The sequence below is a fragment of the Shewanella sp. SM74 genome (assembly GCF_025653725.1).
Classification (GTDB): Bacteria; Pseudomonadota; Gammaproteobacteria; order Enterobacterales; family Shewanellaceae; genus Shewanella; species Shewanella oncorhynchi.
Genome location: NZ_JAKKRZ010000003.1, coordinates 1 through 17769, shown reverse-complemented (window position 1 = coordinate 17769; position 17769 = coordinate 1). Strand labels below are relative to the sequence as shown.

The window sequence follows — 17769 nt, the reverse complement described above, 5'->3', positions numbered from 1 at the left end:
GGTTAACATGGGTTAGTTAAAGCACTGTGATAAAAGTGCAGCGATTAAGATTACTGCGGCGATAACTGGTAAATTTTTGATTTAGCTTCATCGGTTACGAGATAAATCAGTCCATCTGGCCCTTGCACGACTGAGCGTAATCTTTGCCCTAATTCAGTTTTCAGCAGCCGTTCTTCTTTAATTATCTTGTCGCCATCAAGCACTAAACGCACCAGTGTTTTTTCCTTTAGGCTGGCGAGTAACAGATTATTTTGCCACTGTGGAAATTTATCACCTGTGTAAAACATAAAGCCCGCCGTGGCAATCGACGGAACCCATTTGTAGACGGGTTGCTCCATTCCCGTTTTATGGGTACCTTCGCCGATGTTGCCGCCGCCATAATTCTCACCATAGGTAATCACTGGCCAGCCATAGTTTTTAGCCGCTTGGTCGATATTGAGTTCATCGCCGCCCTGGGGGCCATGCTCGCCCGTCCACAATACTTTGCTGGTGGGATTAATGGCCGCGCCTTGCATATTGCGATGACCGATAGACCAGATCTCGGGTAAGGCGCCAACCGTATTGGCGAAGGGGTTATCCTTAGGCACTGAGCCATCGGCATGAATACGCACCACTTTGCCTAAATGATTGTCTAATGTTTGTGCGCTATCTTTTTCGCTATAGCGATCACCGAGTGTGATAAACAGTGTGCCATCAGGCGCCCACACTAAACGAGATCCAAAATGGTGGCCGCTGTTGACTTTAGGTTGTTGACTAAAAACGCGGGTGAGATTTTCAAGCTTGTTACCATTGAGCGTGGCAAAACTGACCGCTGTGCTATTGAGCGTATCACCTTCAGCGGGTTCTGAATAACTGAAATAGATTTTTTTGCTGCTTGCAAAATCGGGCGCAAGCACTACATCAAGTAAACCACCTTGACCTTTGGCATACATAGGCGGTAAACCCGTTAAGGGTTCACCCACTTTGCCTGCGGTGCTGACAATGCGCATTCTGCCGGCGCGTTCAGTCACGAGCATACTGCCGTCGGGTAAGAATGCCATACCCCAGACATTCTCTAACCCTTGGGCTATGGTTTTTACCTGAATATTACCCGTTTCCGTTTTGACGCTAATGGTCGCTGCGCTAGCGGTTTCGGTGTAAATAGCCGGTGAGCATGCAATAAGACACAGGGCAAGATTTAAGGTGCTTAGCTTCAAGGTCTTTGGCATTAATTTACTCAGTCTTAAGGTCCTCAGCTTCAAGGTCATCAGTTTCATCGCTATCCTTAATCACAGTGTTCTCCTATAGGATGGATCAGAGTAACAAGTCAGTCACATAAGGGCAATTTATCGGTGAGACCTTGTATCGAAAACTCGCCTGTCCAGCTTTTATGAGTTTAAGCTTCACAAATCAAAAGCCTAACGTATGAAAACTAACGCATGAAAAACTAGCGCATGAAAAAGCCTAAAGCCATCGCTAAACCGACGATCACAATAAAGCCGCGTAGCAAGGGCTGTGAAATACGGTAGGCCAGCGCCGCCCCCACATAACCACCGACAATCGCCATAACGGCAAGCAGCAACAGATATTGCCCATCGATAACATTGCCCGCGGCATAAACCACAACGGCAATGGCGGTGAGCAGGGCTGAAATCAGATTTTTAAGTCCGTTCATCCCATGTAGATTGGTTTGCCCCATCAGGCCAAAACTTGCGAGTAGTATGATGCCTAAGCCACCATTAAAATAACCGCCATAGATACACACAGCCGACAGCATTATCAGTGCCGTTATCGGACTTAACATTGGCGTAGAGGTGTTTTCGCCTTGCTCTGCGATTCTTCGTTTGAGCAACCAAGGGCCAACAATAAAGGCCGCGGTGGCCAGTAGAATCAGCCAAGGGATCAGCTTTGCGAAGACTTGCTCGCTGGTGGTCAGCAAAATACCCGCGCCAATACTGCCGCCAATTAAAGCAATTAAGATCAGATTCTTAAGGCTAAGACTCGCCGGATATTCGATATCCTTTCTAAAACGCCATGCGCTGGCGATATAACCAGGCAGCAGCGCGGCTGTCCCCGTGGCATTCGCCGCAATCGGTGGAACCCCGACAAACACTAACGCTAATAGGGTAATAAAACTGCCTCCACCGGCAACTGCATTGAGCATGCCGCCTAAAAAGCCCGCGAGTGCAATAATAAGCCAGTCCATAGATACCGCTCCTTTGGACAATGAGAGAGTTAAACAGAGCGCTAAAAATGTGTCTGTTATTATGAGTCAATCTAAGCACTCACCCTAACAGGATGATTTCGATATTGAAAGTCGCGTAATGATTCGTTACATATCGCCATTCGTGAAGGTGAAGATATCGGATGAGTGAGCAGGCTTTTACTTGCTTAGTGCTAGGGGACTTGATCCCAAATGCCTGACATAAAAATAACCGCAGCTATGGCTGCACTTTGCTCGGTAAAAACATCTTCTCCCCAGCAGTTTTGTCCACGTTCTTGGTAATAAACATGAAAGGTACCGAGCATAGGTGTTCGAATGCAATACCAACCATCGAAGGTATTCTTAGCAAAATTGACCCAATGCTGCGCATCAGCAGCTTGGATTTGCTGAATGAGTAATTCATTTTGCGATAGCAAAGCCACAAGCTCATTCTGGGTGGTTATTTGATGCTCGGCTTTTATAGCCTCGAGAAGATTTTTAAGTTTTATCATGGGATCCTTTTCATTCATCGAGAGTATCTACATCACTTTTAACGAATGGCCGCGGAGATGGAGGATTGGATTAATGCTTCAAAAATATCTGTTTGCCCCGCTGGAATAAGCTGCCTGTGAATTTCGCGGCGTTTCGCACTGTCGAATAAGCGCTCCGCAACCCAGCCGGTTAAATAGAGTGAGGACAAGCAGCCACCCGCAGTGGCAATATTGCCATTAATCACGAGGGCGCAGTCTTCTACATCGACGCCCATGGCAACTAGGGCAGGTTTTGCATCGGGGTGAGTCGTTGCTGAAAGATTGTCGAGTAGCCCTAATTTGGCAAAGAAGAATGACCCAGCGCAGATACTGCCAAGCAATTGTCGTGTGGGATCTAATTTAAGGGCGGACATAAACTCAGTATCAGCAAGTGCCGCAGGTACGCCTTTGTAACCACTGCTGAATAATACCACGTCGGCATCAGCGACTTCGGCCACATGACCATCGGTTGCAACCGTCATCCCTAAACTCGATCTGTGGCTAGGTTTGGTCCCGAGTACTTTTACTGTCCAATCGGTTTTTGTACGGCCGAGAATATCGCGCATTAAGAAGAAATCGATATCGGTAAATTCATCAAATATCACAATCGCAATCTGGTACATAAGCTTTCCTCTGGCTTGTATTGTGGATGACTTAAGGCTTGAATATGCTCAACCTTAAGCCTTGGGTCCTCAATATGAATAGAATCATGATTTTATTGGTTATCCATTTTTTATGAAAATTTGGTTAATCAAAATATTAACCAGCACTAAACGATGGCAGTCGCTTGGCGAAAATAGCATGGGCATCAAAATCTTGGCTTTGCATTCTGGTTAATGTGTTGGTTAACACTTCATCGGCTGCATCTTCAATCCGCAGGATCTTCTCTGCTGCGACATAGTCGCTAAACGCTGTGCAGACTTGTTCAAACAAAGCTGTGATATCGCCAAAGGCCGGATGACTGAACTGCGGATTAGGCAAGCCCCTGAGGTCACGAAGCTTTAGCAGCATTAACGCCGTCAACGGTATGTATGATAGATGTCCATTGTGGAACTCAAAAAAACACTTTTTATCCCCAATAACTGCTTGTTCTACCTGATGATCACACAGGGTTTGCAGCATAGTGCTGATGAATTCGATATCCAGTGTGTCCCAGTTATCTAAAAATGGCGCATAGGGGAAAGGAGCCGTTTTTCGCAGTGTCACTTGCACTTCAGTGGTAAAAGGCGGCTCGATATGCCCCAGATAACGGCCATACAGCAGCACCAAAAAATCGCCAATAAAGCCATGGGAGCGAACAATCCAGCCCGAACGCCGCGCGGTTGCATCAGCGTGGTACAGCTCGTCCGCCTCGCGTTTAAGCCCAGCTAACAGCATCAGCACAAGCCGAAACACGCTGATTGTAGACCACATAGCGTTTGCTATCCCGCCAGTTTTTTCTATCGACGAGCAATATTTATAGTAATCAATGGCGGTTGCAAAATAACCGTAAGCGAGCGAGCGCATCAGCGGCGCCGCCTCAAGCCTGCCAGATTCTATATACGCAAGTTGCGCCACATCGGCCAAATAACATTCGGGCACGCCGAATTCGGCACCAAACAACTCCCACTGGCGAAAGTCCTCATCAAACTCGCGGTATGGCTTAATTCTCTCAAAACCTTCTGTTACCCCGCTGTCAATATAAAGAGGTAGTAAATACTGGTCATATTCAAAGACGTTTTTGGCATAATCGCGCATATGTTTACGACTGCGACTGCGCTTATTGAGAAATTTGGCTAACATCTTGAGCATCCTTATTATTTAGGCTGCGGCAAGTTTACCGCAACGGCGCTAAATATGACTATCTGTAGCATTTTTGAAGCAAGCATTAAGCGACTCCGTTGTAGCGATGGTGAACACACATTCGCCAGCAAAGAACCTTGCTAACATATGGTGTTATCAGTTTAATGCGCGACATTGTTCATTATTGAATATGCTGGGATGGGGAGTAAACCGCACTCTTGCGTTGGCGACCATCGGGAAAAGGGACTTTTTCGTTGAGCCCCCAAGGATGGGTTTACGGCGAGTCGCCAGAGCAGAAGGGCTGTTTATGGCGATCAGCATTCAAAAAGTACATAGTGCAAAACACTCAGTAGAGCAGGCTTGTTCACCGAAAACACGGTTTGTAGTGGACAATCTGGCGGTGAATTTACTTATGGTTCCCCGCCTTCGCGGGGATGACAAAAGCAATAAGATGCCCAAAATCAACAAAAAGCCCAGAATCATCTTTTGGGCCTTGTTGGTATCGTAAAACGTCGGTTAACGCTCAAAATTCTTTAGGTTAAAGCTTCAAACTAACTTGAGTTTCAACCTTAGCCGCTATACGTTACTTGCGCATTTTAGAGAACGCTTAAAACACCATTTCTGGTACATGCTCTGGCACGATTAACTTGCCAGCAGTTTTGCTGACGATTTCTTCGACGCTCACGCCTGGTGCGCGCTCGAGTAAATGGAATGCGCCATCTTTGATTTCGATAAAGGCTAAATCTGTGACGACACGTTTAATGCAGCCGTAACCTGTTAGCGGCAATTCGCACACGGGTAGCAGTTTAGAATTGCCGTATTTATCGGCGTGCATCATAGTCACTATAATGTTTTCGGCGCCCGCGACTAAATCCATCGCGCCGCCCATGCCTTTGATGAGTTTGCCGGGGATCATCCATGAGGCGATAGAGCCGTTCACATCGACTTCAAAGGCGCCGAGCACGGTTAAGTCCACATGGCCGCCACGGATCATGGCAAAGCTTTCCGCCGATGAGAAAAACGAGGCGCCTTTCACTGCGGTAACGGTTTGTTTGCCCGCATTGATTAAATCCGGATCTATGGTGTCTTCGGTGGGGAATTCGCCCATGCCGAGTAGACCATTTTCCGATTGCAACATGACTTCCATGCCTTCGGGAATGTAGTTGGCCACCAGTGTTGGAATGCCAATGCCGAGGTTAACGTAGTAGCCATCTTTTAATTCTTTGGCGACGCGCTGAGCCAGTTGTTCTCTTGATAATGCCATGATATCTATCCTTTCTATTTGGCTTTGACGCTTTGGCCTTTACTCTTAGGTTTTACCCTTAGTTTTTACTTTAGGGAGCTAAGTGCCAATTGCGTTAACTGTGTTTCAAGGTTTTTGCCTGCGTCTTTTATTTCGCGGCTTTTACCGTGCGCTGCTCGATACGTTTCTCGAACTTGCCTTGAATAACGCGGTCAACATAGATGCCCGGCGTGTGGATATGATCTGGGTCTAGCTCGCCCGGCTCAACAATAAACTCGGCTTCAACCACAGTGATTTTGCCCGCGGTCGCCATCATAGGGTTAAAGTTGGCGGCGGTTTTACGGAATACCAAATTACCCATGGTATCGGCTTTCCATGCACGCACTAAGGCAAAATCTGCGGTCAGCGACTCTTCTAACACGTAATGGCGACCTTTGATTTCGCGGGTTTCTTTACCATCAGCGACTGGCGTGCCGTAGCCTGTAGCGGTGAAAAATGCCGGAATACCTGCGCCACCTGCGCGGATTTTTTCCGCCAGCGTGCCTTGGGGCGTTAAAATCACGTTCAGTTCGCCAGAGAGCATTTGCTGTTCAAAGGTGGCATTTTCACCCACGTAAGAAGCGATCATAGTGGCGATTTGGCGATGTTTTAACAGTAAGCCAAGGCCGAAATCGTCAACGCCAGCGTTGTTTGATATCGCCGTTAAGCCGTTAACGCCCATCTTAACCATTTGATTGATTAAGCCTTCTGGAATGCCGCATAGGCCAAAGCCGCCGACCATAATGGTCATGTCGTTTGATAAGCCTGCTAACGCTTCTTCATAGCTGCTGACGACTTTATTGAGTCCTGCCATTGTGATGTCCTTTTATGCTTTAGAAAACGCGCGGGAAATAACGCGCGTTTTTAATAACGGTTGTTGGTGTCGTTAATGGTTTTTGTTCTATTTTGCTAACAGGGCTGTGGCCACTTTCGAACCGTTGTTGCGATTCAGCTGTGTGCTGATGGCTTGCCCTGCTAACGCGAGTTTTTGTAAATCGATACCCGTTTCGAATCCCATGCCGTGCAGCATATACACTAAGTCTTCGGTGGCAAGATTGCCCGATGCGCCTTTGGCATAGGGGCAACCACCAAGACCCGCAACCGAGGAGTCAAACACCCGCACACCTAAGTCTAAACAGGCCAAAATGTTGGCTAATGCTTGGCCATAGGTGTCGTGAAAGTGTAGCGCCAGTTTTTCGACTGGGACGCGCTCAGCCACTGTTTGCAGCATTCTACGGGCTTTTTGCGGTGTGCCTACACCGATAGTGTCGCCGAGCGATATTTCGTAGCAGCCCATTTTGTAAAGGATTTCAGACACACGGGCCACTTCACTGACCGCTATCTCACCTTCGTAGGGGCAGCCGAGCACGCAAGACACATAACCGCGCACCGGAATATTGTGTTTTTTTGCTAATTCCATCAAAGGGATAAAGCGTTCAATCGACTCTTCTATCGAGCAGTTGATATTGCGCTGACTAAAGCTTTGTGAGGCGGCGCCAAATATTGCCACCTCACTCACTTTTGCATCCAGTGCCAGTTCAAAGCCTTTGACGTTGGGTGTGAGCGCGCTATACACCACGCCGCTTTGACGCTGTATTTGCTTGAGCACATCGGCAGAATCGGCCATTTGTGGCACCCATTTAGGTGACACAAAGCTGCCGGCTTCGATACGCTTAAGCCCCGCACCTGCCAGCGATTCAATCAAGGCGATTTTAGCTGCCGTCGGCACGGCGACTTCGTTTTGCAGGCCGTCGCGTGCGCCCATCTCGAAAATGCTGACCGTGTCTTTGGCGTGTAGACTTTGGCTCATATTGACGAAAGACATCTTAGGCTTCCTTGGTCGCAGTGGGCTCAGCCTCAATCCCATTTAATGGCGCTAGGTTTAACGGATCTACGTTAAGCAAGGTTGCGCCATCGGTTACTAGCTCGCCCGCCTTAAAGTAGAACTCAGTGACTATGCCGTCAAAGGGGGCTTCGATTGTGTATTCCATCTTCATGGCTTCCATCACCAGCAAACCTTGGCCCGCTTTAACTTGTGTGCCGATATCGACTAAATGGGTCACTACCGTGCCGTTCATGGGCGCTTTTAACTTGTCAGCATTGCTGGCTTGTTCTTCGACCACGAGTGTTTGCACTGCTTTAAAGTGGTAACTGCCGGAGGATAAAAACAGCGTAAAGTCATCACCTTGGGCGCTAACGGGCACTTTACTCTTATGGCCGTTGATTTCGGCGAGCAGTAAATCTTGTTTCAGCTCGCCATTTAGCAGCCAATCTTGACCGTGCAGTGGCAACTGATACATGCCGCCTAAATCGAGCATCACTAACTGCTGCAATTCATGGGCATCATCGAGCAGGGCAATATTGTGCTGACTGCAACTGTTGAGTCTAAAGCCGCTCACTTGACCCCAAGGCGAGTAAGGATCGGCGCTGTTGATCGCCTGTGCTTTAGCGGCTTCTTTACGGGCAAGCACTTGATACAGCGCGGCAAAGGCAAGCGCAGTGTCGGCTTCGCTCGAGGTTGTGCCAATCAGGGTGTCGCCATAACGGCCAATAAAGTCAGTGCTAAAGTCGGCATTGGCAAAGGCTGGGTGCTCGGCAATGTTCGCCAAAAACTCAATGTTGTGCTTAAGACCGCTGATTTGATACGACTCTAAAGCATGCACTAAACGCTGCAGGGCGCGCGGGCGCGATTCATCCCAGACGATAAGCTTGGCAATCATAGGATCGTAGAAGTTACTGATCACATCGTTTTCGCGAATGCCAGAATCGATACGCACGTATTTGCTTTGCTCGGGTTCACGTAAAAAGTTGAGCTTACCGCTGGCGGGTAAAAACTCATTTTGTGGATCTTCGGCGTAAATACGTACTTCAAAAGAATGGCCGTGGATCCGCACTTCATCTTGCTTAAGGGGCAGTGGCTGACCGCTGGCGACCATCAATTGCCATTTCACTAAGTCTTGGCCTGTGACCATTTCAGTCACGGGATGCTCAACCTGCAGACGGGTGTTCATCTCCATGAAATAGAAGCGATTGTCTGTATCTAACAGAAACTCCACAGTGCCTGCGCCAACATAATCGATGGCTTTGGCTGCCGCGACGGCTGCTTCACCCATTTGGGCACGCAGTGCATCGCTTAAACCGGGCGCAGGTGCTTCTTCGACCACTTTTTGGTGGCGACGCTGAATCGAACAATCGCGATCCGATAAGTAAATCGCGTTGCCAAAGGTGTCGGCAAACACTTGCACTTCGACGTGGCGCGGCTGGCGTAAATAACGCTCCATCAATAACTTATCGTTACCAAAAGAAAAGGCCGCTTCACGGCGCGCCGAGTTTACGGCTTCCATGATTTCGCCTTCATTCTCGACGATACGCATGCCTTTACCGCCGCCGCCATAAGCGGCTTTAATCAGCATAGGGAAGCCGATTTTCAGTGCCTCCGCTTTTAAGGTCGCATCGGTTTGGTCATCGCCGTGATAACCCGGGACTAAGGGCACGTTTGCCGCCGTCATAATAGATTTAGCGGCGCTTTTGCTGCCCATTGCATCGATAGCGTCGCTACCTGGGCCCACAAAGGCGATGCCTGCGGCTTCACATTTACGGGCAAAGTCGGCATTTTCAGATAAGAAACCATAACCTGGGTGAATCGCTTGTGCGCCCGCTTTTTTGGCGATGTCGATAATCAAATCGCCCTTTAAATAGGAGTCTGCCGGCGCACTGCCGCCTAAATAGAAGGATTCGTCGGCCATGGCGACATGGCGCGCTTCTTTATCGGCATCGGAATATAGGGCAACGGTGCGAACGCCCATGGCATGGGCCGTTTTGATGATGCGACAGGCGATTTCACCGCGGTTAGCAATCAATAGTTTGGTAAACATGTGCTTGGTCAACATCAAAGGGCTCCTTGGGTATCACTTGGCTTTTGCATGGGCTTGGAGGGCGTTGAGTGTGCTTGTTGCCAGTTAGGCTGACGTTTCTCAAAAAAGGCGTTTAAGCCCTCTTGGCCCTCGGTTGATACCCGAATGCGGGCGATACGCTCGCTAGTGTAATCAATGGTGTTTTGGTCTATCACGCCATCTTCAAGATGCGACAGCAGTGTTTTTACCCATGCCATGCCTTGCGGGCTATTGGCTCGCAGCGCGTCAATCATAGGCTTTGCGGCGGCGTCTAAGTCATCGCTGATCTCATGAATGACGTTAAGTTTTAATGCGGTTTCTGCACTAAAACGCTCGGCGGTCAGCATGTAGCGGCGCGATGCACGATTACCCATGGCGCGGGCAACATAAGGGCTAATTACTGCTGGAATTAATCCGAGTTTTACTTCGCTCAAGCAAAAGCTGGCGCGCGTCGTGGCGATAGCGATATCGCAGGCGCAAATCAGCCCCAGTGCGCCGCCAAAGGCTGCACCTTGCACTAGTGCAATGGTGGGCTTAGGAAAGGTATCAAGATCCTGCATCAGTTTTGCTAAGGCTTTGGCATCATTTAGATTTTGCTCAAAGTCCATTTTGGCTTGTTTGCGCATCCAATTGAGATCGGCGCCGGCGCTGAAGTTTTTGCCGTTCGCTTTGAGTACCAGCACTTGGCATTGCTTGTGCTCAGCAAAATAGCTAAGGACGCTAATCATCTCGCTAATCATCACTTCATCGAAGGCGTTGTGTACTTCTGCTCGGTCAAGAATAAGCTCGGCAACGCCGTTATTGAGCGCGTAAGTGACGTGCTGCAAGTTGCTTAAATCCTTTGTGCCGCTAGTGCTGTTTAATGTATCTGTCATTATTCTTTTCCCTATCTTCTTGTGTGACATATGTTTTTCACATATGCCTTTACATACGGAACACACCAAAGCGGGTGTCTTCGATAGGGGCGTTTAACGCCGCCGATAGGGCAAGGCCGACCACATCGCGGGTTTGCGCTGGGTCGATAATGCCGTCATCCCATAAACGGGCGCTGGCATGGTACGGATGACCTTCTTTATCGTATTGGGCGACAATTGGCGCTTTAAAGGCTTTTTCATCCTCAAGTGACCATTCTTCACCTTTACGGGCTAAACCGTCGCGGCGCACTGTGGCGAGTACGCCAGCCGCTTGCTCGCCGCCCATCACAGAGATACGGGCGTTAGGCCACATCCACATCATGGTCGGTTCGAACGCGCGGCCACACATGCCGTAGTTACCCGCGCCGTAGCTGCCGCCGATAATCACAGTAAATTTAGGCACATTGGCACAAGACACCGCGGTTACCATTTTGGCACCGTGTTTGGCTATGCCTTCGTGTTCGTACTTTTTACCCACCATAAAGCCGGTGATATTTTGTAGGAACAGCAGCGGAATTTTGCGCTGGCAGCACAGTTCAATAAAGTGCGCGCCTTTTTGCGCAGACTCAGAGAACAGAATGCCGTTGTTAGCGACAATGCCGACGGGGTAGCCGTGAATACGGGCAAAACCGCATACTAAGGTTGCGCCATAGTTGGCTTTAAACTCATCAAAATCAGAATCATCGACGATACGGGCGATCACTTCCTTGACATCAAAGGGCTTTTTCAAGTCGGTGCCGACAATGCCATACAGTTCGCTGATATCGAATTTTGGTGGTTTGACAGGGCACAGCAGGCTTTTGATTTCTTTTTGATGATTCAGGCGTGATACCGCGCGGCGGGCAAGCTCTAACGCGTGCTCATCGTTTTGGGCTAAATGATCGGCTACGCCGGAAATTTTTGTGTGCACTTCGGCGCCGCCTAACTCTTCGGCGCTGACTTCTTCCCCTGTGGCCGCTTTGACTAATGGTGGGCCGGCTAAGAAGATAGTGCCTTGATCTTTTACGATAATCGATTCATCCGCCATGGCTGGCACATATGCGCCGCCTGCGGTACATAAGCCCATCACCACAGCAATTTGGGGGATGCCCTTAGCGGACATTTGCGCTTGATTGTAAAAGATGCGGCCGAAATGGTCGCGGTCGGGGAAGACTTCATCTTGGCGAGGCAGGTTAGCGCCGCCAGAGTCGACTAAATAGATACAAGGCAAGTGACAACGGCTGGCAATATCTTGGGCGCGAAGGTGTTTTTTAACGGTAATCGGGTAGTAAGTGCCGCCTTTAACTGTAGCGTCGTTGGCGATGATCATGCATTCGACACCACTCACACGGCCGATACCAGCGATAATGCCCGCTGCGGGCACTTCCTCGTCATAGACTTCAAACGCCGCAAATTGCGATAGCTCTAAAAAGGGCGAGCCCGCATCGAGCAGCTTTTCAACCCGTTGACGTGGCAATAATTTACCGCGGGATAAATGACGCTCCAGCGCCACAGGGCCGCCGCCGAGTTCGATTTTATTGAGTTTAGTTTTGAGATCGGCCACTAGGGCGGCCATATCGTCTGATTTTGCTTTAAATTCATCGCTACGGGCGTTGATACGACTGCTTAATTGCGTCACTTTGATTGTCCTTATAAAGCGGAAACTCGGTATCACCTTGCTCGAATGGGTGGCGCAAACTGTAAGTTACAGTGAGGTGCTACCCATTCACTTGTGAGAGATTATTTGAACACGCGTTATTTCGACTCATTGAACAGTTCGCGGCCAATCAGCATGCGGCGAATTTCTGAGGTGCCGGCGCCGATTTCATACAGCTTGGCATCACGCAGTAAGCGGCCAGTGGCGTATTCGTTGACATAGCCATTGCCGCCTAGCAGTTGAATGGCATCCAGTGCCATTTTGGTGGCAAGTTCTGCGCTATAAAGAATGGCGCCTGCGGCATCTTTACGGGTGGTTTCACCGCGATCGCAGGATTTTGCGACGTTATAGACATAGGATTTGGCGGCATTCATGCCTGTGTACATGTCGGCTAACTTGCCTTGCACTAGTTGGAATTCACCGATGGATTTACCAAATTGCTCACGCTCGTGGATGTAAGGCACAACGATATCCATACAGGCATTCATGATCCCTAGCGGGCCGCCAGACAGTACGACGCGCTCGTAATCGAGGCCGCTCATCAGCACTTTTACGCCGTTATTGAGGCCGCCTAAAATGTTTTCTTCTGGTATTTCTACATCTTCAAACACCAGTTCGCAGGTGTTAGAGCCGCGCATGCCGAGTTTGTCGAGCTTTTGCGCTTGGCTAAAACCTTTCGAATCACGTTCAACGATAAAGGCGGTAATACCGTGTGCGCCTTTGGTTAAGTCGGTTTTCGCGTAAATGACATAGGTATTGGCATCGGGACCGTTGGTGATCCACATCTTGTTGCCATTAAGGATATAACGGTCGCCTTCTTTACGGGCATGTAGCTTCATCGAAACCACGTCAGAACCAGCGTTTGGCTCACTCATGGCCAGCGCGCCAATATGCTCACCGCTCACCAGTTTTGGCAGGTACTTGGCTTTTTGCGCTGCATTACCGTTACGGTTGATTTGATTGACACACAGGTTTGAGTGGGCGCCGTAACTTAGGCCGATAGAAGCGGATGCGCGGGAGATTTCTTCCATTGCGACGACGTGGGCTAGGTAGCCCATGTTTGCGCCGCCGAACTCTTCGGGTACCGTTACTCCGAGCAGTCCCATTCCTCCAAGCACAGGCCAAAGTTCATTGGGAAAGGCATTGTCGTGATCCACTTTCGCGGCAATTGGGGCGATTTCATTCGCGGCAAAATCCTGCACTGCATCGCGCAGCATATCGACGTCTTCGCCTAGGCCAAAATTCAGACTTGTGTAGAGAGAGTTCATTGCTTGTGTCCTTTCAGATGTTCTAATTTCAGATTGTTATCGTTTTTATGATTTTTAGGTGCTTGAGTCTTTTAAATCTTGTATTTAAATCCGTAGTCGTTATCGCCATCAAATTGATTTGATTTTGTGTCAACGTGGATTTAGGTTTTTGCCGTTTTGTTATCTTCTAAGGCTAAACGGCACTGCTGCTCGGCGGAATTGAGTTCCATTAATACGACTTTGATGTCGTCCATTTGCTGTTGTAGTGCGGACTTCTTTTCTTCCACTAGCGCCAGCATGGTATTGAGCTGTGAGGTGCTGCTCTTGTCGGCATCGTATAATTCGAACAAACGACGGGTTTCTGCCAAAGAAAAGCCCAAGCGTTTACCGCGAAGAATGAGCTTGAGACGCACCCTGTCTTTGAGGCTATAAATACGGGTTTGGCCGCGGCGTTTAGGTTTAAGCAAACCTTGGTCTTCGTAAAAACGAATACTACGAGTAGTGATATCAAACTCTTTTGAGAGATCACTGATCGAGTAAGTCGTTTGTGGTGTGTTCGTTGCGCTCATTCATGCACCCTAAATAATCAGTTTTAAGCAAGATATATGAAGTTTACGTAAAGGTAAAGATTTTGGCTTTTATTCTGTTGGCAAAAAAGTGTCAATCCCAATTGCCATCAGCCTGTGCATCGAGATTAAAACGTGTGCTTTAAATTAGTGTTCTCACATAAAACCACAAATATCTTCTGGTTATAGGCTAACGTCTAATAGTGGGCTTTAGACCTCCTTGCTAATAATAGAAGCAGGAAGGGGTAGTTATTGCGGCTGACGATGTGAGTCGCAGTCCTGATTGGAGGACATATGTTGACCGAACAGCAAAATGCATCTGTAGCGCAAGCCACAAATCAAAAACAGAACCAACAAAAACATCAAGCGTTGCACCAAGCATCCTTGCTTAATAAAGCCGAATTCTGGGGAGAAGCGGCGAAGACGCTCGATTGGATTAAGCCGGCGCAAACTGTGCTCGATGAATCGCAGGCACCGTTTTATCACTGGTTCGCCGATGGTGAGATGAACACTTGTTATAACGCCGTTGACCGCCATGTGTTGGCTGGACGCGGTGACCAAGTGGCTATCCAGTATGTGAGTCCTGTTACTGATACTGAATACGGCATTAGCTACGGGGAGTTACAGGCTCAAGTGAGCCGACTCGCGGGCTTTATGCAATCTATTGGTATAGGGAAGGGCGACCGTGTGGTGATTTATATGCCTATGGTGCCGGAAACCACCTTCGCTATGCTGGCCTGTGCCCGCATAGGTGCGATTCATTCGGTGGTTTTTGGTGGCTTTGCCGCCAATGAACTCGCGACTCGGATCAATGATGCTAAGCCTAAATTGGTCTTGTCGGCATCCTGTGGCATTGAGCCTTCGGGCGTGATCCCTTACAAGCCTCTGTTAGATAAAGCGTTAGCTCAGTCAGTGCATCAGGTTGATCACTGCCTAATTTTGAATCGTAGCCAGTATCAGGCTGATTTGCTTGAGGGCCGTGACTTAGATTGGCAAGCCGCATTAGCAACTGCACCTAAGGCCGACTGTGTCGCGCTTAAGGCTACCGATCCCTTGTATGTGCTTTATACCTCAGGCACCACGGGTCAGCCTAAAGGTGTGGTACGCGATAATGGTGGCCATGCCGTGGCTCTGGCTTGGTCGATGCAGCATATTTACGATATTCAAGCGGGTGATGTGTTTTGGGCTGCGTCTGATGTGGGTTGGGTTGTGGGTCATTCTTACATTGTGTACGGACCGCTGCTGGTGGGCGCTACAACCTTAATGTATGAAGGCAAACCTGTCGGTACGCCAGATCCCGGCGCATTTTGGCGCACGATTGCCAAATATAAGGTCAAAAGCTTCTTCACCGCGCCGACGGCTATTCGCGCAATCAAGCGTGAAGACCCTGATGGTGAGTATCTACAAGGTGTTGATTTAGCTTGTCTTAAATATGTTTTTTTGGCGGGGGAGCGTTGCGATCCCGATACCTTAGTCTGGGCACACACTAAACTCGCTAAACCTGTTATTGATCACTGGTGGCAAACCGAAACGGGCTGGCCTGTCGCAGCAAATTTGATGGGTACAGCACCAGTTACCATTAAACCGGGTTCGCCAGCTTTACCTGTGCCAGGTTATGCGGTTGAAGTGCTGGACGAATTAGGTGAGCAAGTTGCGGCCAATACTTCGGGTAATGTGGTGATTAAATTGCCTCTACCGCCGGGGACATTGACGACACTGTGGCAAAATGATCAACGCTATCAAGATAGTTACTTGTCTATGTATCCGGGTTACTACTTAACTGGCGATGCGGGTTATACCGATGAAGACGGCTATCTCTACATTATGAGTCGTATCGATGACATCATAAATGTAGCGGGGCACAGGCTATCGACGGGGCGTTTCGAAGAAGTGTTATGTCAACACCCTGATGTGGCCGAAGCCGCGGTAATTGGGGTAGATGATGCGCTTAAGGGCCAAGTTCCCCTCGGATTAGTGGTACTCAAGAAAGGCGTGACGATTAGTGATGAAGAGCTGCATAAACAGTTAATAACCCTAGTACGCCAAGAAATTGGTCCCGTCGCCTCCTTTAGGTTAGTGAGTGCGATTCAAAAATTACCTAAAACGCGCTCTGGTAAAATTTTACGCGGTACTATGCGAAAAATTGCCGATAATCAGCAATATACCGCGCCAGCGACTATAGAAGATCCACAGACCTTAGAGTTAGTGCGTACCGCGCTCACTCGCATGGGTTATGCCGATGCTTTAGTGTAAGAAATAGAGCGTAAAGGCTTTTATAGGAAGAGTGTAAAGGTCTTATAGAGAGTTGAAATATTAAGGCGATAGTAAACTGACCAAGCTTGCTATCGCCTTTTTGCGCATGGCATTTCTTATTTCGGCAAAATCAAAGATTGAAATTTTCACCTCAAATTTGCTAGTCTTGCATTCTCATCACGTACAGCTATATCACCTACAGTTTTACTGTAATCAAATGGCTTAGGGACGACCCTAAATACGCCTAATCTAACATGGGGACGACCCCTTTATGGGAGTTCACTATGAGTTGGTTCTTATTAGTTCTTGCGGGTTTATTTGAAATTGGTTGGGCTATAGGGCTTAAATATACCGACGGTTTTACGCGTTTGTGGCCAAGTATCTTTACAGTAGCGTCGATGGCAGTGAGTGTGTTGCTACTAGGACTCGCGGTTAAGCATTTGCCTATTGGTACGGCTTACGGCGTGTGGGTCGGCATTGGTGCTATGGGTACGGCGATTGCGGGAATTATCCTCTTAGGAGAAGGCGTTAGCTTACTGAAAATCACCAGTTTGATACTGATCTTACTGGGGGTTTTAGGGCTTAAACTCGCCCATTAATTGACGCTTATATTGGATAAAATGAGACCTAAACGATTGGTACTTTCGGCACAATCGAAATTGCCAATCGTATGTCTCTGGTAATTAAGTTACAAAGATCGGTATAATTACGCCTCAAAATTGGTTAGCTCTAACCTCTGTGACCCGTGGGAATAATATAATGCAAAACCACAGCAATCTTAATGATATCGGCGTAATTGGCCTTGGTGTTATGGGTAAAAACCTTGCGCTAAACATCGCAGATAACCAATATCACGTCAGCGCGTTTGACCTCGATCCTGTTAAAGTTAATGGTGTAATACAGCAAGAAAAACAGGAACGTGCTGGACTCGAATCTCGCATTCTTGGCTGTGCTAATCTTACCGAAATGTTAGCCAGTCTCACAAAACCCCGTATTCTTGTGCTTTCTGTTCCTGCTGGTGCCCCCGTCGATGGTGTCTGTAGTGCCTTGATTTCTGCCGGAATTGAGTCCGACGATATTGTTATCGACACAGGAAACAGTTTATGGACTGACACTGTTGAGCGTGAAGCGCGCTACAAAGGGCAGTTTGTATTTTTCAGCTCTGCAGTTTCGGGCGGCGAAGTCGGTGCGCGTTTTGGACCCTCACTTATGCCTAGCGGTGATATCGATGCATGGCACTGAAGAATCCCCTGATGATTTACAAATAAATCATCAAATTAGGGTGGAAGCGCATCTTGTTGCATGATCAAATGGTTTCGCTAAAAACTACACTTGGACAACAAGATGCGCGAAGCCAATATCCTACAACATTCTTTACACCAATACTGCCCAGAACTTCACCTAAAACGATTAAACAGCTTGATGCTGGCCTCTAAGGCACTGATTGAATGTAAGACACTGACCTTGACTGAGTTAGGTCGAAA

16 protein-coding genes and 2 pseudogenes are annotated in these 17769 nt (G+C 48.4%); 5 read left to right on the top strand and 13 right to left on the bottom strand.

What is annotated here, in order from left to right:
* Positions 1 to 50 precede the first annotated feature (50 nt).
* From L5M49_RS03980 to L5M49_RS03960, 5 genes are all read right to left on the bottom strand, one after another.
* Positions 51 to 1256, bottom strand: a complete 1206-nt coding sequence (locus tag L5M49_RS03980) for a PQQ-dependent sugar dehydrogenase (protein WP_263265490.1) — start codon at positions 1254 to 1256, stop codon at positions 51 to 53.
* 170 nt (positions 1257 to 1426) lie between these two features.
* Complete coding sequence (locus L5M49_RS03975; protein ID WP_105252043.1) at positions 1427 to 2185, bottom strand: sulfite exporter TauE/SafE family protein; 759 nt, start codon at positions 2183 to 2185, stop codon at positions 1427 to 1429.
* A 191-nt stretch (positions 2186 to 2376) separates the two neighbouring features.
* Complete coding sequence (locus tag L5M49_RS03970) at positions 2377 to 2694, bottom strand: cytoplasmic protein (RefSeq protein WP_263265489.1); 318 nt, start codon at positions 2692 to 2694, stop codon at positions 2377 to 2379.
* 38 nt (positions 2695 to 2732) lie between these two features.
* Positions 2733 to 3335 (bottom strand): DJ-1/PfpI family protein, encoded by a 603-nt coding sequence (locus L5M49_RS03965; RefSeq protein WP_263265488.1) that lies wholly within the window; start codon positions 3333 to 3335, stop codon positions 2733 to 2735.
* A gap of 136 nt (positions 3336 to 3471) precedes the next feature.
* Entirely contained in the window at positions 3472 to 4494 is a 1023-nt protein-coding gene (locus L5M49_RS03960; protein ID WP_263265487.1) for a hypothetical protein, read from the bottom strand.
* Positions 4495 to 4567: 73 nt separating this feature from the next.
* Here L5M49_RS03960 and L5M49_RS03955 point away from each other — a divergent pair, with 73 nt between their 5' ends.
* The gene (locus L5M49_RS03955; protein WP_263265486.1) at positions 4568 to 5002 is read left to right on the top strand and encodes a hypothetical protein; all 435 of its coding nucleotides are present in this window, start codon (positions 4568 to 4570) and stop codon (positions 5000 to 5002) included.
* A 99-nt stretch (positions 5003 to 5101) separates the two neighbouring features.
* Here the strand turns inward: L5M49_RS03955 and L5M49_RS03950 are convergent, their stop codons facing one another.
* From L5M49_RS03950 to L5M49_RS03915, 8 genes are all read right to left on the bottom strand, one after another.
* Positions 5102 to 5758, bottom strand: a complete 657-nt coding sequence (locus L5M49_RS03950) for a CoA transferase subunit B (protein WP_105252045.1) — start codon at positions 5756 to 5758, stop codon at positions 5102 to 5104.
* Positions 5759 to 5885: 127 nt separating this feature from the next.
* Positions 5886 to 6590 (bottom strand): CoA transferase subunit A, encoded by a 705-nt coding sequence (locus L5M49_RS03945; protein WP_198573826.1) that lies wholly within the window; start codon positions 6588 to 6590, stop codon positions 5886 to 5888.
* 87 nt (positions 6591 to 6677) lie between these two features.
* Positions 6678 to 7601, bottom strand: coding sequence for a hydroxymethylglutaryl-CoA lyase (locus L5M49_RS03940; RefSeq protein ID WP_263265485.1), 924 nt, complete (start codon positions 7599 to 7601; stop codon positions 6678 to 6680).
* 1 nt (position 7602) lies between these two features.
* A complete protein-coding gene (locus L5M49_RS03935) occupies positions 7603 to 9666 on the bottom strand; it encodes an acetyl/propionyl/methylcrotonyl-CoA carboxylase subunit alpha (RefSeq protein ID WP_263265484.1) in 2064 nt (687 codons plus the stop codon).
* The gene (locus tag L5M49_RS03930) at positions 9666 to 10544 is read right to left on the bottom strand and encodes an enoyl-CoA hydratase-related protein (RefSeq protein WP_263139220.1); all 879 of its coding nucleotides are present in this window, start codon (positions 10542 to 10544) and stop codon (positions 9666 to 9668) included. Before L5M49_RS03930 ends, L5M49_RS03935 begins: the two co-directional genes overlap by 1 nt.
* 49 nt (positions 10545 to 10593) lie before the next feature.
* Positions 10594 to 12201 (bottom strand): carboxyl transferase domain-containing protein, encoded by a 1608-nt coding sequence (locus L5M49_RS03925; protein WP_263265483.1) that lies wholly within the window; start codon positions 12199 to 12201, stop codon positions 10594 to 10596.
* A gap of 116 nt (positions 12202 to 12317) precedes the next feature.
* Positions 12318 to 13487, bottom strand: coding sequence for an isovaleryl-CoA dehydrogenase (locus tag L5M49_RS03920; protein WP_263265482.1), 1170 nt, complete (start codon positions 13485 to 13487; stop codon positions 12318 to 12320).
* 140 nt (positions 13488 to 13627) lie between these two features.
* Positions 13628 to 14035, bottom strand: coding sequence for a MerR family transcriptional regulator (locus L5M49_RS03915; protein WP_263265481.1), 408 nt, complete (start codon positions 14033 to 14035; stop codon positions 13628 to 13630).
* A gap of 291 nt (positions 14036 to 14326) precedes the next feature.
* Here L5M49_RS03915 and L5M49_RS03910 point away from each other — a divergent pair, with 291 nt between their 5' ends.
* The 4 genes and pseudogenes from L5M49_RS03910 to L5M49_RS03895 form a co-directional block, all read left to right on the top strand.
* Entirely contained in the window at positions 14327 to 16285 is a 1959-nt protein-coding gene (locus L5M49_RS03910) for a propionyl-CoA synthetase (protein ID WP_263139208.1), read from the top strand.
* A 284-nt stretch (positions 16286 to 16569) separates the two neighbouring features.
* Positions 16570 to 16884 (top strand): quaternary ammonium compound efflux SMR transporter SugE, encoded by a 315-nt coding sequence (sugE, locus tag L5M49_RS03905; RefSeq protein WP_173497693.1) that lies wholly within the window; start codon positions 16570 to 16572, stop codon positions 16882 to 16884.
* Between the two features lie 160 nt (positions 16885 to 17044).
* A pseudogene (locus tag L5M49_RS03900) lies at positions 17045 to 17524 on the top strand (NAD(P)-binding domain-containing protein); the annotation flags it as partial.
* A gap of 105 nt (positions 17525 to 17629) precedes the next feature.
* Positions 17630 to 17769 (top strand): annotated as a pseudogene (locus L5M49_RS03895) (IS4 family transposase); the annotation flags it as partial.

Coding starts and splice junctions, on each gene's coding strand:
- L5M49_RS03950 (WP_105252045.1), bottom strand. CDS start 5,758: ATGGCATTATCAAGAGAACAACTGGCTCAGCGCGTCGCCAAAGAATTA.
- L5M49_RS03935 (WP_263265484.1), bottom strand. CDS start 9,666: ATGTTGACCAAGCACATGTTTACCAAACTATTGATTGCTAACCGCGGT.
- L5M49_RS03910 (WP_263139208.1), top strand. CDS start 14,327: ATGTTGACCGAACAGCAAAATGCATCTGTAGCGCAAGCCACAAATCAA.
- L5M49_RS03970 (WP_263265489.1), bottom strand. CDS start 2,694: ATGATAAAACTTAAAAATCTTCTCGAGGCTATAAAAGCCGAGCATCAA.
- sugE (WP_173497693.1), top strand. CDS start 16,570: ATGAGTTGGTTCTTATTAGTTCTTGCGGGTTTATTTGAAATTGGTTGG.
- L5M49_RS03960 (WP_263265487.1), bottom strand. CDS start 4,494: ATGTTAGCCAAATTTCTCAATAAGCGCAGTCGCAGTCGTAAACATATG.
- L5M49_RS03980 (WP_263265490.1), bottom strand. CDS start 1,256: ATGAAACTGATGACCTTGAAGCTGAGGACCTTAAGACTGAGTAAATTA.
- L5M49_RS03915 (WP_263265481.1), bottom strand. CDS start 14,035: ATGAGCGCAACGAACACACCACAAACGACTTACTCGATCAGTGATCTC.
- L5M49_RS03975 (WP_105252043.1), bottom strand. CDS start 2,185: ATGGACTGGCTTATTATTGCACTCGCGGGCTTTTTAGGCGGCATGCTC.
- L5M49_RS03965 (WP_263265488.1), bottom strand. CDS start 3,335: ATGTACCAGATTGCGATTGTGATATTTGATGAATTTACCGATATCGAT.
- L5M49_RS03945 (WP_198573826.1), bottom strand. CDS start 6,590: ATGGCAGGACTCAATAAAGTCGTCAGCAGCTATGAAGAAGCGTTAGCA.
- L5M49_RS03940 (WP_263265485.1), bottom strand. CDS start 7,601: ATGTCTTTCGTCAATATGAGCCAAAGTCTACACGCCAAAGACACGGTC.
- L5M49_RS03930 (WP_263139220.1), bottom strand. CDS start 10,544: ATGACAGATACATTAAACAGCACTAGCGGCACAAAGGATTTAAGCAAC.
- L5M49_RS03920 (WP_263265482.1), bottom strand. CDS start 13,487: ATGAACTCTCTCTACACAAGTCTGAATTTTGGCCTAGGCGAAGACGTC.